This is a genomic window from Haloprofundus marisrubri (assembly GCF_001469955.1).
GTDB lineage: Archaea > Halobacteriota > Halobacteria > Halobacteriales > Haloferacaceae > Haloprofundus > Haloprofundus marisrubri.
In genome coordinates this window covers 77,182-92,756 of sequence record NZ_LOPU01000030.1, presented here as the reverse complement: position 1 = coordinate 92,756, position 15,575 = coordinate 77,182, and the positions used below count along the sequence as shown (strand labels likewise).

The window sequence follows — 15,575 nt, the reverse complement described above, 5'->3', positions numbered from 1 at the left end:
TCGTCCCGAGGGTGTTAACTGTGACGCTGCTTCACAGGGGCGATTCTACGTTCGAATCTCCTCCGGCGTCAGCGGGTCGCCGACGAGTTCGATTTCGTAGCGGTCGAGTTGCTCGAACACGCGTTCCATCTGTTCGTCCACCTCGGAGTCGTCCGAAATCTCCCACGACTCCGCCGGACGACCGACCGAGGCCCACAGTCGTTCGAGACCGGGTTCGTGGACGAACATCAGCCAGTGAATCTCCTCGTGGGTGAAGTAGGTGTGTGCCACCCCGTGCGGAGCGTACACCGTCGACCCGGCGGTCGCGGTGAACTGCTCGTCTCCGACCTCGAAGGTGACGGCACCGTCGAGAACGTGAAACATCTCGTCGTCGTGGCGGTGGAGATGTCGCGGCGGCGACGACCCTGCGGGAATCCACTCCTCTATCATCGAAAAGGACCCGCCGGTGTTCTCGTCGGTCGCTCTGAGGACCGTGAGCCCTCCGAGCGACCAGTACGGTTCGCCGTCACGCGGACCTTTCATCCACGGTTGGGGGTGAGACGCTTTCGTGTCCATGTTCTCCTGTAGGCGTTCTGAGGAGATAATCGCCTATCGGAGAGAACCGTGTAGTTCCGACCTCGAAGTAGCACAGGCGCAACGTACTGTCGCAAAATCCGACCCTGTCACGTACCGAAAACTGCTCCGTGTCGTCGTCTCGGTGGCTATCAGACGATGGGGCCGATGACCAAACCGCCCGGAGCATCTGGAACTCGCCGACTGTCCATAGTTTTCACGCGTTCTACAATTTCTACAATTTCTACAAACCTTACAATTCTCGCGCTGCGGGGAGTGTGTCGCTTCACTCGTCGTTTTCGTCAGCGAGTCGGGCGCAGACGCTCTCGGCGTGCGCCTCCAACCCCTCGGCTTCCGCGAGCGTCGTAATCGTCTCCGAGAGGCCGTCCAGTCCCTCTCTGTCGAGTCGCTGGACGGTCGTCGACCGGAGGAACGTGTCGACCGAGAGGCCACCATAGAGTTTCGCACCGCCGTTCGTCGGCAGCACGTGATTCGTCCCCGAGGCGTAGTCACCGGCGGCGACGGGCGTGTACGGCCCGAGGAAGACGCTTCCGGCGTTGCTGATGCGGTCAAGGAGTTCCTCGTCGTCGCGCGCCTGAATCGAGAGGTGTTCGGCGGCGTACTCCTCGGCGAACAGCACCGCTTCGGGCATCGACCGCGCGAGCAGAACACCGCTCGCGTCGTTGTCGAGCGCTTCCCGAATCACGTCGCTGCGTTCTCGGTCGTCGATACCGGATTCGACCGCGTCGACGATTGCCTCCGCCGTCGCTTCGTCGTCGGTGACGGCGACGACGGACGCTTCCGCGTCGTGTTCGGCCTGTGCGAGGAGGTCGGCGGCGACGAATTGTGGACTTGCTGTCTCGTCGGCGACGACGAGCACCTCGCTGGGGCCGGCGAGAAAGTCGATTTCGACGTCGCCGCGGACTTCGGCTTTCGCGGCAGTCACCCACTTGTTACCGGGGCCGACGACTTTCTGAACCGAGTTGACCGTCTCGGTACCGTAGGCGAGCGCCGAAATCGCTTGCGCGCCGCCGCCGGCGTACACTACGTCCGCACCGGCGGCGTGTATCGCCGCGAGCGTCACCGGGTTGATTTCGTCGGCCGGGGGCGTGGCGACGGCGACGTGTTCGACGCCCGCGACTTTCGCCGGGATGATGCCCATCAGCGCGCTCGACGGGTAGGCGGCCGCGCCGCCGGGAACGTAGACGCCGACGCGTTCGAGCGGGCGGAACCGGCGGCCGAGTTCTCTCCCCGAGAAATCGTCGCGCCAGTCCTCGGGAACCTGTCGCTCGTGGAACTCGCGGACGTTCTTAGCCGCCGTCTCGATGGCCTCGCGCATCTCGTCGTCGATGTCGTCGTACGCTCGTTCGGCGAGGTCCGTCACGTCGATGTTGCCGACTTCGACGCCGTCGAACTCGCGGGAGAACTCCCGGAGCGCCACGTCGCCTTCCTCGCGTACGCGGGCGACGATGTCACGGACGTCGCTGCGGACGGCGTCGACGCCGGCGTCACGCTCGAACAGCGCGTCGCGTTCGTCGGGGCCGAGGTCCGCGATTCGCTTGACTTCCATGGCCGCGCTTTGACCGCGGCGGGAAAAGACGTTCCGATAGTGAGGGTAGTCCTCTCACGAACGTTTATCGGCGAGAACGCGACCAGCCTCTCCCGTGAACTGACGACTGCCGCGCGGGGAACGAGGCGGGTGTGCGGCGACCCCCCGCGTGCGAGGAACCACGCCGCCTGTACGCCAAACTCCGCTTTCCGCTCGGAGACTCACTACTCCTCGATAGGGACAACACCGAAAAACGAGAGCGTCGCTCGGAGGAACAGGTAGACGACGAGCGCGAACGCGGTGAAGAACGTGGGGGCTGCGAGCATTCGAGCGACGGAGTACGGCAGAAAGATTCTGGTCGTCCCCATCACGACAAAGCTGACGAGGATGAGTCCGAACGCTAGAAGCGAGAGTCGGACGAAGCGTTCGCGGTTCACACCTCCACGAGTGTGAGGCGTCGATATGGCTGTTGCGTCATCGTCGTCGTCGGCGGCTACCGTCGCAGACAGTCACGGCGTCGTCCTCCAGTGTCGGTAGCGGCTGTTTACTCCGCGCTGAGGTCCTGCATCGTTCCTTCGGACGCGAACACCGCGTCGACTGCTCGCTGGACCCGATAGGCCTCCTCGAACGAGACAAGGTCGCCGTCGCCGCCGTCGAGCGCGGTGACGAACTCGTCGACGAGCGTCAGCGTCGTCTGTTCGCGCATCTCGTTGAGCGTCGTCCCGTCCTCGTCGCCGGGTTCACCGCGGTTCTCGACGAGTTTGTACCACTCGGTCAGCGTGAGCGACGACTCTGAGCCGACGACCGTAATCGAGTTCTCCTCAGACTGCTGGTGATTGCAGAGCAAATCGAGCGTCCCATGGACGCCGTCGGCCTCGAAGTAGCCGACGATAGAGTCCTCGTACGTTTCGGGGCCGGTGTACGTCACGTCGGCGCTGAGTCGGTCGATGGAGCCGAATATTTCCTGCACGCCGAACAGGAAGTGGGTCCCGACTTCGCGGAGTGGGCCGCCCTGTTCTCTGCTTTCGAGCCACGAAACGTCCTGCCACTCGCGGGGCCACTGCGGGAACCTGAAGTCGAGTGAGATGCGCTTCGGTGTCCCGATATCGCCGTTCTGGACGCGTTCTCGCATCTCGACGAATCCCGGTGTGTAGCGGAACGGGAGGTTGATAGCTGTGGTTCGATTCGTCGACGTGGCGAGTTCGACCATCTTTTCGCCTTCGGCGGCGTTTTCGGCGATGGGTTTCTCACAGACGACGTGAGTGTCGGCTTCGAGTGCCGACCGCGTGATTTCGAGGTGGTTCACGGGCGGCACGCCGACGTAGACGACGTCGACGGCGTCGCTCTCGACCAGTGCTCGATGGTCGGTGAACGACGCGCAGTCGTACTCGTCTGCGAACGTCTCGACTTTCGACTCGACGAGGTCACACGCGCCCCAGACGTTCGTCCGCTCGTGGGCGGCAAACGACTCGGCGAGGCGGGTGCCGATGACCCCACAGCCGACGATTCCTACCTCGTAGACGGGTTCCGCTGACATACCGTCGAAGAGAATCGGTGCGGCAATGACTCTGGTCATGCCGGAACGTTTCGTCACGACGCGGCGCCGAGGGTGACGCCGAGGTGTGCCGCCGACAAGCTATCGTTGCTCGCGCCCGTGGGCACCGATAGATGGACGACGACGCTATCCGAGTCACAGTCGAGACGGACGACGGAGAGGAGACGGTTCGAATCTACGACACCGAAGGGTCAGTCGAAGTCGACGACGCGACGTTCAGATTCAGCGTCGACGACGACCGGTTGGCGAGCGACGCCGACGACGCCACCAGCACTCCCGAGAGCGACAACTCGACTGCTACAGATGACCCGGACGACGAACCCGACACCGACGACGCGCGCCTGTTGGCCGCCGTCGACGACGTTCCCGAGCGAGGGACGCTTCGATTCGAGGCGATACACGGCCAGCGTGGCGCCGAGGGGATACTCGAACGCAGCGGCGACGACGTGTACGCGTGGCGGAACTCCTGTCCGCACAAACCACACGTCCGCCTCGACCCCGGGTTCGGCGCGCGAACAACCGACGACCACATCGTCTGTCACGAACACGGCGCGCGGTTCGTCCGCGGTGACGGGTTCTGTACGCGCGGGCCATGCCGCGGCCAGTCGCTCGACCCCATCGAAGTCGAATGCCGAGACGGCGACGTGTATCTCGTCGACGAGCGATTCGAGTCGGGCCGTCGGCTGTGAGGTAGGAGGGCGTTGGTCCGGAACGCAGCGACCGCTCGTCGTTTGGTGGTTGCTGTCGTGTTGCTACGCGATGCCGCGTCGCTACTGACGGATTAAAAATAACAGAATGTGGGGTCGTTTTGCCGCGAGAAGCGGCGTACTAAACAGTTTTACAGACGGGTGAGGTTCGTCGCGCGCGGGCCTTTCGGGGCCTGCTCGATGTCGAATTCGACTTCCTGACCCTCTTCGAGGTCCGGGCCGCCAACGTCTTCCATGTGGAAGAACACGTCGTCGTCCGCGTCGTCAGTCGAGATGAAACCGTAGCCGCCAGTGTCGTTGAAGAAATCAACTTCGCCTTTCGCCATTGCTTCTGAACCCAATCGCCGTCCACGAATAAGGCTTGCGAATTTGTAGCGACGGGCGGCGGGATAAATTGACCATCAGTGAATCCATTGGGAAAACTGTGGACAAACGTTTCGTCTCCGCCGCGTTTGTACGCTGTGACCGACCGGTTCGGTGTGTATTAGACGAGCTTCTGTAGTATCGTCGGTTCCTAACTGAAGCGTAGTGACGCTGTCCGCCGGATGCGGATTTCGACGGAGTGGTCCCTCACACTGACGCTCCGGGCCGTATCTCTCTCGCAGAGTTGTCTCTCGTGAATGTAGAATGTTGCCCGGGACACTAACGGCCGGCCTCATCCCGTGGCGGCATGCCGCGTCGGCCGGGAAACCCTCGTGCCAGGCAGTCGTCTCTTTGGGCCGGACGACGGTTGCACTGATGTCACGTGCCCGGGTTCGCCGCGCGGTCATCGCTCCCGAAGTGGGAACACTCGGGCGGGGACTAAAGGCACGCAGTCGAACTACCCGACCCGGCCTCATACCGGTTTCGACCCGCTTCGGCGAGAGACCCACGGCCGACGCGGGCCACTGCCGACGGTTTGTGGGCAAACGGCCAAAACAGCCGTCAAACCGCTCAATGTTCACGAATTTCCGCAAGATTGCGCCCGAATCCGAACCCACTTATGGGAGTGTCACCCACCCACACGCTAATGACAGTACGCGTTGGCATTCTCGGCGCCACCGGCGCAGTCGGACAGCGATTCATCCAACTTCTCGACGACCACCCGACGTTCGAACTCGCGGCGGTCACCGCGAGCGACGAGAGCGCAGGCAAGAGCTACCGAGAGGCCGCGAAATGGCGCGTCGACACGCCCATCCCGGACGATGTCGCCGAAATGGAAGTCCGACGAACCGCCGTCGACGACGTGCCCGAGGACTTGGACCTCGTCTTCTCCTCGCTTCCCTCCTCTGCGGCCGCCGACGTCGAACCGGCGTTCGCCGAAGCCGGCTTCGTCGTCTCCTCTAACTCCTCGAACGACCGAATGGCTCCCGACGTACCGCTCACCATCCCGGAGGTCAACGCCGACCACCTCGGCCTCATCGAGGTTCAACGCGACGAACGCGGCTGGGACGGCGCGCTCATCAAGAACCCCAACTGCTCGACTATCACCATGACGCCGACGCTCGCCGCTCTCGACGCGTTCGGCCTCGAACGCGTCCACGTCTCTACTCTACAGGCCGTTTCTGGCGCGGGCTACTCCGGCGTCACCTCGATGGAGATTATCGACAACGCCATCCCGCACATCGGCGGCGAAGAGGAGAAGATGGAGAGCGAGTCCCGCAAACTGCTCGGCTCGTTCGACGGTGCGGAGCTCTCGCTGCACGACGCCGACGTTTCGGCCTCGTGTAACCGTATTCCGACGCTCGACGGCCACCTCGAAAACGTCTTCGCAGAGTTAGCGGAGGACCCTTCCGTCGACGACGTCGCGGACGCGATGCGCGAGTTCCCCGGTATCGACCTCCCGAGCGCCCCGGACCCGCTCATCCACGTCTTCGAGGAACCGACGCGGCCGCAACCGCGTCTCGACCGGATGCACGGCGATGGGATGGCTATCTCCGCCGGCGGCATTCAGGAGACGAGCACGGGTATCAAATACAACTGCCTCGCACACAACACGATTCGCGGCGCGGCGGGCGCGAGCGTACTCAACGGCGAGTTGTTGGTCGAGGAAGGCTGGGTCTAAACCACGACCTTTTACGCTGCGCTCGGGCGGCTACGCCGCCCTCGCTCGGTAAAAACTCGACCAAAAGCACTCCTCTCTCACTACCGAGCGGACGTCCGTTTCGCAGGAGTCCCATGGTGGCTTCAGCGACCTCTCCTGAGTGTACTCGCAAAGATTGCGACGCTGCTCGGGCGCAATCCGGTCAAGTAGCCGGCTTCACAGTCGCGCCTTCTCGATGCTGACGCGTTCTCTCGCTGTGTGTCAAGTATGGTGACAGTTGCATCTGATTCGCCTCCGGAGCGTCGGCAGTCTGACCGGTGGAGAGGGGCGTACTCGACACAGCTATCTTCTCTGCCGATAATGTCACTGTGGCGAGGAATATGGCAGCAACGACGGGCCAACCAGTGGAGGGTATCGAACGGTCGCCCACGGCGGGGCGATGGAACTATCTGCGGATCGGCGGCATCGCCGCACTGACCGAGGCGGCCATCTACATGGCCGGTATCGCGTACTTCCTCGTGATTCTCGATTTCGCGAGCGTCACCGGACCGCTCCAACAGATCGAACTGTTCGTCGCGAACGAGACCAGCCTGTACGCGATGTATCTGCTCATCTACGTGGTCTTCGGTGCCGTCTTGGTGGCGCTCGTGTTGGCGCTCCATGAGCGTCTCAAGACCGACGCACCGATGCTGATGCGCGCGACGACCGCATTCGGGCTCATCTGGGCCGGTCTTGTCATCGCCAGCGGGATGATTGCCAACCTCGCGACGGGCGTCGTCGTTGACCTCTACAGTACCGACCCGGCGCAGGCGACCACAGTCTGGCTGGCAGTCAGCCCGGTCATCGACGGACTGGGCGGCGGTAACGAAATCGTCGGCGGTCTCTGGACGTTGCTCGTGAGCGTCGCCGCGTTACGAACGCGAGCACTCCACCGACTGGTGAACTACTTCGGTCTCCTAGTCGGGACCGCAGGCATCCTGTCGGCTATCCCCGCGCTCGGTGAGATCGGCGGTGGCATCTTCGGCCTCACTCAGATCGTCTGGTTCGTCGCTCTCGGCGTCCTCCTGTTACGGGCAGGTCACCGTGAGGCGTCCACACACCTTCGTGACGAGTGACCCCACCAACGGCGATGTGAGACGAACACGGACGATTTGCTGAGTCCGTTCTCTGTGTGCAACACACAACTCCTGTCGCAATCTAAGGATACCAACAGACACCACACGTTGTTGGGTGGACCAGAGTCGGAGATTGCAGGACCCACCGGACGATACGGACGCGTCTGCAACACCCCGAAACGCAGTCTCCGCCGTTTCCGGTACGCCTTTCGAGACGTAACCAGACGAACAACCATGCGAATCGCCCGCATCCAGACCCCGGACGGCCCGCGCGAGGGCGAGTACCGAGACGGAACTGTCCTAACTGACGACGGCGAGTACGTCGTCAGCGAAGACGGCCCATTGCTCGCGCCGTGCGAACCCTCGGCGCTGTACTGCGTCGGCCGAAACTACGCCGCGACGCTCGACCAGATGGAGTACGAGCGACCCGAGGAACCGGACTTCTTCATCAAACCGTCGACCTCCGTAATCGCACACGAGCAACCGATTCCGTACCCCGAGTTCACCGAGGAACTCACGTACGCGGGCGAACTCGTCGCCGTCGTCGACGAGGAGTGCCACGACATCTCGCCCGAGGAAGTCCCCGAGTACGTCCGCGGCTACACCATCATGAACGACGTGGACGCCCTCGACCAGCAGGGTCGAACCGCGAGAAAGGCGTTCGACGGCTCCGGGCCGCTCGGCCCGTGGATAGAGACGGAGTTGGACCCGCGGAACCTCGATATGCACACCGACGTGAGCGGCGAAAGACGACAAGAGGCGAACACCGAACTGATGCTGTTCGGCCCCTACGAAATCGTCTCCTACCTCTCGAAGCGATTCACCTTCCAACCGGGCGACGCCATCGCGTTCGGCAGTCCCGCGAACCCCGGAACCATCGAACCGGGCGACGTGGTCGAAATCACCTACGAGGGTATCGGGACGCTGCGGAACGCAGTCGAATAGCAGGCGGCACGGTTTCTGTTTCTGTTTTGGGTCGCAGGCGGCCGGTCGAATCCGCTAGGCTTGGTTCTCCAGATTCTCGAACTCGCCGGTCTCCTCGGCGCGTTCGAGGTTTCGCGCCACGATGTCCGCACGGCGTTCCCAGTACTTCGGCGTGTGGCCCGCGTTGTGCGGCGTGATGAGCACGTTGTCGAACGACCAGAGCGGATGCTCCTGCGGGAGCGGTTCGGGGTCGGTCACGTCCAGTGCCGCCCCGCGAAGCCCGTTCGTCTGGAGCGTCGAGACGAGGGCGTCGGTGTCGACGATGGGTCCGCGGCCGACGTTGACGAGTACGGCGTGCGGCGGCAGCGTCCGGAACGCCTCGGCGTCGACGAGTTTCTCCGTGGTGTCAGTCAGCGGCGCGGCGACGACGACGTAGTCGCTGTCGGCGAGCGCCTCGTGAATCTCGTCGAAGCCGTACACCTCGTCGGTCGGACCGCCTTTCTCCGGCGAGTAGCGTACTCCTGCCGTCTCGACGCCGAACGGCTCCAAACGGTCGACGACGGCCTCGCCGATGGCTCCGAGGCCGACGACTGTCACCGTGCTTCCCTGCAGTTCGGTGGCTTGGTACGAGCGCCATTCGGTGCGCTCCTTGCGTCGCCACGCGGTGTCGAACCCGCGGGCGAACGAGAGAATCGCACCGAGGGTGTACTCGGCGATGTTCGGACCGTGAACTCCCGACGCGTTCGTCACGGCGACGCCGTGTTCTTCGAAGGCGTCGAGGTCCAAATGCCCGGTCCCGGCGTAGACGCAGGCGAACAGTTCGAGATTCGGCGCGGCGTCCAGTTCGTCGGGACTGAGCGAAAAGCCGGTGGCGACGCGCGCGGTTCGGAGGTACTCTCGTTCCTCGGCGGGCGTTTTCGCCAGTGCGACCTCGTACTCGGGGAGGTGCTCTCGGAGCGTCTCGGCGTACGCTTCCGCAGAGAGGCCGTGAATCTTCTGTCGCAACACGACGATGTCCGGGTCGGTCATAGCTACCGATTACCGAGGAGCGCCATGAGTACACCTCCATCGGCAGGTACGGCCTCCTTCGGGTGCGACAACGACGGGACGAACCCGCGGGTGGCGGCCGCAAGTGGTTTTCATCATTCGCTCGGAATGTATTTATCCGATGACTGTTTCGGTGGTTCGTATGCCACGGTCGCAGACGACGCGGCGACGGATTCTGGGTGCGTGTGGGGTCGGTGTCGCTGGTCTCGTCAGCGGGTGCGTCGGGGCCGGCGTTCTCGGCGAGTCCGAGGCGTCGACGCAACTGAGCGAACTCCACCTCGGCAACTCACACGTCGAGGCACACAGTATCGACCTCATCGTCCGACGCGACGGCGAACTCGTCCACTGGACCTCCCACGAACTCGACGGTGTCGAGAACAACGTCTCAGACGGCGAGACGCTGGACTTGTCGTGGAGCGAGACACCCGGGTCGTACGTTATCTCCGCACGTCTCGACGGCGCCGAGAACTGGGAGACGTTCGCGCTTTCGGACCTCGGCGACGCGCCGTGTTATCGGCTTCTGGTGAAAATCGACCACGAGGGACGACTCGGTATCTGGTCGATGGCGACTCCCGATGCCTGCGGTGACGAGTCGACGACGCCCACGGCGTAACGTCTCCAGCCACGACAACGTCCATCCCCACGGCACAACACTACCATACCGCGCGAAATCGCCGTAAAGACCCGTTGCGAGCGGTGCGTCTCACCGAGGGCGACTAGTCGGCGTGCGGGACGTTCCGGACCTTTAATGGCGGAGTACCGCCGGATACGTGGTATGCAGCGCGTAGACGTAGCCATCGTCGGCGGCGGTCCGGGCGGCACGGCAGCGGCGCACGCCGCCGCCTCCGCCGGAGCGACGGCCGTCGTGATGGAGAAAGGCGTCCCCCGGGCCGACCGAGAGGGACTCGGTCCCGACTCGACGGACGCCGCGGGCATTCTCGACTACTGGGTGGATATCATGGGTATCCACCCCGACGAGATGCCCGATGGAATCGTCCTCCAGACGCTCGACCGCGCGGAGTTCGTCGGACCGAACGAGTCGCTGACCCTCCGAGAGACGGGCATCGACTCCTCGTACGACGAGTTCGGTTACACGTTCCACCGCGCGCGCTTCGACGACTGGATGCGCCAGCGTGCCGAAGACGCGGGCGCGGAGTACCGCGTGAAAGCGTCGGTAAAGAACGTCGAGACGAACCTCGCGGCGACGGGCGACGACCCCCGACACGTGGTCGAACTGAAGAACGGCGAGAACGTCGGTGCGGACTTCCTCGTTCTCGCCGACGGCCCGCAGCGAACCGTGACGACCCGCGTCCTCGACCGGTATCTTCCCGCGGGCGAGAACGCGTCCGAACGCCTCTCCTCGCGACGCTCGAACCACATCGCCTACCAAGAGTACCGCCGCTTCCCCGAGGAACTGTTCGAGGAACTCAAATCGGCTATCACGTTCTGGTGGGGATACATGCCCGGCCACACCGCCTACCCGTGGGTGTTCCCGAACGACGACAACGTCTGTCGCGTCGGTCTAACGATGCCCATCGGGATGGACATCGAGGAAGTGAAACATCGCGAGAAGTACGCGCTCCTCCGCCCGGAAGACGAGCGCATTCCACAGGGCAAAGAGTACGTCCGTCGCCTGCTCGACCACGTCTACGGCGACGAGTACGACCTCTCGGAGTTCCCGCTGGTCGAAGACCGCGGCAAGCGCGGCGGCACGGAGACGTACTCCATCTCCTCGACGCGACCAATCGATTCGCCGGTCGGCGCGGGTATCGCCGTCGTCGGCGGCGCGATGGGTGCGACCTCGGCGTTCCACGAAGGCGGCGACCACGTCGCCGTCCGTACCGGCGCTATCGCGGGCGAACTCGCCGCCGCCGGCGACCTCTCGGCGTACAACGACCGCTGGAAAGAGGCGATAGACGACGAGATTCTCCGCAACGTTTCGATGGCCGACATGGTCCACGACTACGGCCCCGACGACTGGGACTGGGCGTTCGAGACGGCGCGGAAACTGATGGGTAGTAACGGTGCCATGCAGATTCTCGAACAGGGCAGACGCACCGGTATCAACGCCGCTCGCCTCGCGGGCGGGTACAAGAAACGCAAGTTCAAGTTCCGCAACGGCCGCTACGTGCAGTTGAAAGAGTCCGAGTACACCATCTGATTCGGAGTCGGCGACTCACACCGATGCGACGCGCACGAACTCGCTGATACGCCGCAAGTTTGCTGACTCACCGCAGGCTTGCCGATTCACTGCCATCTGCGGTTCTCGTATCGTTCGGTGTCGAACCGTTCTCACACCAATAACCGAGTAGACCCAGCGACTGATTTGTCCATAGACGCACCGAAGACAGCTATCGCTCAGCGTCTCGCGCGGAATCTAAACTCAAAAGACGGGCGCTTACGCGGCGGCCGCTTGCGACTGCTTCTTGCGGGTGACGTAGCCGGCGATGCGGTTGCGGACGCCTTTCGACTCGACGTTGGTCAGTTTCTCGACGTTCTCCTTGTTCGTCTCGAAGTCGGTGTTGAACGCCTGCGGGTACTTCTCCAGCAGCAGCGTTCCCATCTGCTTGACGTACTTGGGTTTGATAGCCATACGGAAATCTTCCGTCGTAGCCCACTAAAACGATTCGTTCCGCGTCTCCGGCGTGTGTGTGCGTCCCACGCCCGGAGGTGCCGGTTACCCGTCGCGTCGCTCGCGCCACCCGGTTTCGGCGCTCAACCGCTCGAACGCCTCCCGTTCGGCCGCACCGCCGCACTTTTCGACAGTTTCTGCGAAGTAGTCGAGGCGAGCCAAGAGCGTCTCGGTGTCGTAGGCGGGCACGTCCAACCGCGACGCGGCAACCGTCGCGTCGACGACAGCGTAGAACCCGCGGTTGATGGTTCGGACGCCCGTCTCGATGACTTCCGCCTCGACGGGGTGCAGTTCCCAGTGTTCGACCGTCGTTCCGTTTCGCGGTTCGCTGTCGAGGCACGTCGCCCCCACTCGAACCCACGCGTCGGCGCTGTCGAGAACCGGCTCTTTCTCCTCGCGTATCGTCACCGCGGCGTCAACGAACGTCCGCGGGTCGGTGACGAACTGGACGACGCCCTCGCTCTGTCGATGAAAATTTCGTCGCGTCCGGGTGTTTCCCCACGTCGTTGCCGTGGCAGGTGAATCCGAATCAGCGGGCGCGTGGACCCCGAGCGCCGCGACGTTCCACAGGTCGTTCGGGCCGAGCGTCGTCACCACTGTCTCTGAGACACCGCGGAGTTCGACCGGCCACTCGGTGTCGGTCCCGCTGTCGCTCCCGTCGCCACGCTCACCGTCACTCACACGCGCAACCCTCGTTCGAGCGCGACGAACAGCGCCGCGGCCGTGATGTCGGCGGTCGTCCCCGGATTGACGCCCTCGGCGACGAGCGCCTCCGCGAGTCGCTCTGCGGCCGCTTCGTCGCCGCGGGCGTCGTCGGCCCACTCCGACACCGCGGCGGCGACTTCGTCGCCGTGCTGGGTGGCGACGAGTGTGTCCGGTTCCTCGGCGAGCAGGTCGAGAAACGCCCGCGCCGCGCGGTCCGGAACCGGTCCGTCGTCGTCACATATCGCATCGGCGGCGGCGAACGTCCGTCCGAACCCGCTGGTCCACTCGCGGGCGTTGCCGTCGCGGTCGGCGCTCAGTTCCATCACGTCGTACAGCGTCAGTTCACGGGATTCGAGCGCTGGAATCGCGTCGGCACCCCGGCGAACGTCCAGTTCCGACGCGTCCGTCGGTGGTTCGCCGACCGCGACGTCGACGTGTTCGAACGACCGGTAGAAGTCGGCAGCGTCGGCGACGGTCGTCGATTCGACGACTCGCGTCACCGCATCGGGCGTCAGGCCCTCGTCGCTCTCATCGGGCGTCAGGTCGCCGTCGCTCTCGGCGGCTGCCTTCACTAACGGAACGAGCAGCAGTAGACAGCCGAACTGGGTGTTCCCACCCTCCTGCTGGCTCATCCCTTCGACGGCGCGCTCGAACGCCGCGCCCACCGAGACCCCGTCGGCGGCCATTCGAAGGCCCTCGCCGGAGCCAACGGCCCCGGCGAGAAAATGCTCGAACCGGAGGTCGTCCAAGTCGCGCCTCCGGTCGACGTTGCCCGGTTTCGGCGTGCCGGCAACTTCCAACAGCAGCGCGAGTTGGGCGTTTTCGGCGGGCGTCATACCATCACCTCCGACTCCTCTCCCGCTTCGACTTCGAGGCAGTCGTCGACGGCAGTCCGGACTCGTTCCAACACTCGCGGGTCGTCGCTGGGTCGGCCGACGCTCACCGCGTCCGCGCCGTAGTCGAGATACTCGCGGACGCTGTCGGCGTCGCGGACGCCGTTGTTGGCGACGAGATACAGGTCGTCACCGACCGCCGCGGCGACGTCGCCGACGACGGCCTCGGAGTCCATCGCGTCAATGTGGAGCATCGTCGCGCCCGCGTCGACGACGGCCCGCGCCGTCTCTACGAGGTCGACATCAGCGACTTCCGTTCGAACTTTTACGCTGACCGTTGCACCCGTCGCAGCGGCGGCGGCGACGTACCGGCGGAGACGGTCAGTATCCGCCAAGAGCGTCTCACCGCAACCCACCGAACGGAGTTCGTCCTGCCGGCAGTGCGCGTTGAGTTCGAGTATCGCGTCGTGGTCGGCGCAGACGGTCGCCGCCGCTCGAACTGGCGAGACGGTCGTACTGCGGACGTTGACACCAGCACGGAGCGGCGTGTCGGCAAGTCGCCCGAGTTCGGCGTCTACGAAGGCTATCGGGTCGTCGGGCAGAAACTCCGAGCGCCCCCGGGCGACGAGTTCGCGCGCCGCCTTCCGTGAACCGTCGTCGAGCGCGATACCGCCGAGAATCGCGGCGTCGACGTAGGGTGCGGCCGCCTTCGCCCACTCGGAGTCGGATTCGCCGCTCAGACTCGCCGCGACGAGACGCGGTGGGGGTCGCTCGGCGCTCGGACTCTGTTCGGAGTCGCTCACGAGACGACCTCCAGCGCCTCTTCGACGGCACTCATCACGCGTGCGGCGTCGTCGGAGCCATCAAGACTCGTGTCGGTTCGGACGACCGGTCGGTCGAGGTCGGTGCCGTCCTCCTCGTCCAGAACGAACGCGTCGGCGAAGGGATACGCGTCGGCGACGCCGGCGGTGCTGGCCTCGTAGCCGACGCCGCGCATCAGTTCCGCTGCCGGCCCGGAGAACACCCGGTCTTCGACGAACGGCGAGACAGCGACGACCGGCGTCGAATCCAGTGCCTCCTGAATCTCTGGAACCGCGAGCATCGGTCCGATGCTCGTCACCGGGTTGGAGGGTCCGACGACTACTGGGGAGTCGAGCGCCGTGAGCACTTCGTCGGTCGGGGTGGCCTCGTCGGCCCCGCGGAACTCCACGTCGCGGACTTCGAGAGCGGCGCGGCGCGCGACCCAGTACTCCTGAAAGTGCATCGACCCCTCCTCGGTGTGGACGATGGAGGCGACGGGGTCGTCCGACATCGGCAGCAGCGTCACGTCGAGGTCGAACGCGTCGGCCAGAATCCGGGTGACCTCGGTGAGACTGTAGCCTTCGTCCAGCAGACTCGTCCGCGTCACGTGGACCGCGCGGTCCTTGTCGCCGAGTTCCATGAACTCCGCGACGCCTGAGAAACGCCGCCAGCGGGCGATTTCACGTCCCGAGACCTGTGCTTCGTCGGAGAGATAGCGCGGGCCGCCGTCGAGTCCGGCAGCGTCGGCGAGACGGTGCAGTTCCTCGTGGGTCTCGGCGGTGTCGCCGTCGATACCCCACCAGCGCTTTCGGTCGAGGACGCCGCCCCCGTCGAACAGAACGGTGTCGAGGTCCGGGCAGACGAGCACGCCGCCGAGTTCCACGTCGTCGCCGGTGTTGCCGACGACAGTCGCGTCCGCAGGGTCGAAAGTCGACCCTCCGAGTCCGTCGAGCAGTTTGGGGGTGCCCGTTCCCCCGGCGAGAAAGGTGACCATTTGTGCGACCTTGACAGAGCAGCGATTTGTATCTGACTTTCACGGCGACCACCCCCCGACACCGAGTGAGTCGTTTCGGCAACCGGGAGAGTCGCTTCGGCAGCCGAGTGAGACGGCTATTTGTGTCCCGCTTCCGAA

17 protein-coding genes are annotated in these 15,575 nt (G+C 64.4%); 6 read left to right on the top strand and 11 right to left on the bottom strand.

Annotated elements, in window-relative coordinates; genetic code table 11:
- Positions 1–45: 45 nt before the first annotated feature.
- The 4 genes from AUR64_RS15245 to AUR64_RS15230 all read right to left on the bottom strand — a co-directional run bounded on the left by AUR64_RS15245 (position 46) and on the right by AUR64_RS15230 (position 3,638).
- Positions 46–555: a cupin domain-containing protein gene (locus AUR64_RS15245; protein WP_058582827.1), complete on the bottom strand. Its 510-nt coding sequence runs from the start codon at positions 553–555 to the stop codon at positions 46–48.
- Positions 556–838: 283 nt separating this feature from the next.
- Positions 839–2,122, bottom strand: a complete 1,284-nt coding sequence (hisD, locus tag AUR64_RS15240; RefSeq protein WP_058582826.1) for a histidinol dehydrogenase — start codon at positions 2,120–2,122, stop codon at positions 839–841.
- 203 nt (positions 2,123–2,325) lie between these two features.
- On the bottom strand, positions 2,326–2,538 hold the full coding sequence (locus AUR64_RS15235; RefSeq protein WP_058582825.1) for a hypothetical protein: 213 nt from the start codon (positions 2,536–2,538) through the stop codon (positions 2,326–2,328).
- Between the two features lie 107 nt (positions 2,539–2,645).
- Positions 2,646–3,638, bottom strand: coding sequence for a Gfo/Idh/MocA family protein (locus tag AUR64_RS15230; RefSeq protein WP_058583001.1), 993 nt, complete (start codon positions 3,636–3,638; stop codon positions 2,646–2,648).
- A 131-nt stretch (positions 3,639–3,769) separates the two neighbouring features.
- On the opposite strand from AUR64_RS15230, the gene AUR64_RS15225 reads away from it, so the two are divergent.
- Entirely contained in the window at positions 3,770–4,345 is a 576-nt protein-coding gene (locus tag AUR64_RS15225) for a Rieske (2Fe-2S) protein (RefSeq protein ID WP_058582824.1), read from the top strand.
- A gap of 149 nt (positions 4,346–4,494) precedes the next feature.
- On the opposite strand, the gene AUR64_RS15220 is transcribed toward AUR64_RS15225, so the two are convergent.
- Positions 4,495–4,689, bottom strand: a complete 195-nt coding sequence (locus AUR64_RS15220) for a cold-shock protein (RefSeq protein ID WP_058582823.1) — start codon at positions 4,687–4,689, stop codon at positions 4,495–4,497.
- Positions 4,690–5,372: 683 nt separating this feature from the next.
- Here AUR64_RS15220 and asd point away from each other — a divergent pair.
- The 3 genes from asd (at position 5,373) to AUR64_RS15205 (ending at position 8,446) form a co-directional block, all read left to right on the top strand.
- A complete protein-coding gene (asd, locus tag AUR64_RS15215) occupies positions 5,373–6,407 on the top strand; it encodes an aspartate-semialdehyde dehydrogenase (protein WP_058582822.1) in 1,035 nt (344 codons plus the stop codon).
- 359 nt (positions 6,408–6,766) lie between these two features.
- Positions 6,767–7,501 carry a DUF4386 family protein gene (locus AUR64_RS15210; RefSeq protein ID WP_058582821.1) on the top strand — a complete coding sequence of 245 codons (735 nt, stop codon included), beginning with the start codon at positions 6,767–6,769 and terminating at the stop codon, positions 7,499–7,501.
- Between the two features lie 234 nt (positions 7,502–7,735).
- Positions 7,736–8,446, top strand: a complete 711-nt coding sequence (locus AUR64_RS15205) for a fumarylacetoacetate hydrolase family protein (protein ID WP_058582820.1) — start codon at positions 7,736–7,738, stop codon at positions 8,444–8,446.
- Between the two features lie 54 nt (positions 8,447–8,500).
- On the opposite strand, the gene AUR64_RS15200 is transcribed toward AUR64_RS15205, so the two are convergent.
- Positions 8,501–9,454, bottom strand: coding sequence for a D-2-hydroxyacid dehydrogenase (locus tag AUR64_RS15200; RefSeq protein ID WP_058582819.1), 954 nt, complete (start codon positions 9,452–9,454; stop codon positions 8,501–8,503).
- Positions 9,455–9,614: 160 nt separating this feature from the next.
- Here AUR64_RS15200 and AUR64_RS15195 point away from each other — a divergent pair, with 160 nt between their 5' ends.
- Complete coding sequence (locus tag AUR64_RS15195) at positions 9,615–10,085, top strand: hypothetical protein (RefSeq protein WP_058582818.1); 471 nt, start codon at positions 9,615–9,617, stop codon at positions 10,083–10,085.
- Between the two features lie 162 nt (positions 10,086–10,247).
- On the top strand, positions 10,248–11,633 hold the full coding sequence (locus AUR64_RS15190) for an NAD(P)/FAD-dependent oxidoreductase (protein ID WP_058582817.1): 1,386 nt from the start codon (positions 10,248–10,250) through the stop codon (positions 11,631–11,633).
- A 237-nt stretch (positions 11,634–11,870) separates the two neighbouring features.
- On the opposite strand, the gene AUR64_RS15185 is transcribed toward AUR64_RS15190, so the two are convergent.
- The 5 genes from AUR64_RS15185 to cofD all read right to left on the bottom strand — a co-directional run bounded on the left by AUR64_RS15185 (position 11,871) and on the right by cofD (position 15,437).
- Positions 11,871–12,065 (bottom strand): 30S ribosomal protein S17e, encoded by a 195-nt coding sequence (locus AUR64_RS15185; protein ID WP_058582816.1) that lies wholly within the window; start codon positions 12,063–12,065, stop codon positions 11,871–11,873.
- Positions 12,066–12,149: 84 nt separating this feature from the next.
- Positions 12,150–12,785 (bottom strand): DUF447 domain-containing protein, encoded by a 636-nt coding sequence (locus AUR64_RS15180; protein ID WP_058582815.1) that lies wholly within the window; start codon positions 12,783–12,785, stop codon positions 12,150–12,152.
- The gene (locus AUR64_RS15175; protein WP_058582814.1) at positions 12,782–13,645 is read right to left on the bottom strand and encodes a triphosphoribosyl-dephospho-CoA synthase; all 864 of its coding nucleotides are present in this window, start codon (positions 13,643–13,645) and stop codon (positions 12,782–12,784) included. Before AUR64_RS15175 ends, AUR64_RS15180 begins: the two co-directional genes overlap by 4 nt.
- Positions 13,642–14,445 carry a tRNA-dihydrouridine synthase gene (locus AUR64_RS15170; protein ID WP_058582813.1) on the bottom strand — a complete coding sequence of 268 codons (804 nt, stop codon included), beginning with the start codon at positions 14,443–14,445 and terminating at the stop codon, positions 13,642–13,644. Before AUR64_RS15170 ends, AUR64_RS15175 begins: the two co-directional genes overlap by 4 nt.
- Positions 14,442–15,437, bottom strand: coding sequence for a 2-phospho-L-lactate transferase (cofD, locus tag AUR64_RS15165; protein ID WP_058582812.1), 996 nt, complete (start codon positions 15,435–15,437; stop codon positions 14,442–14,444). Before cofD ends, AUR64_RS15170 begins: the two co-directional genes overlap by 4 nt.
- Between the last annotated feature and the right edge of the window lie 138 nt (positions 15,438–15,575).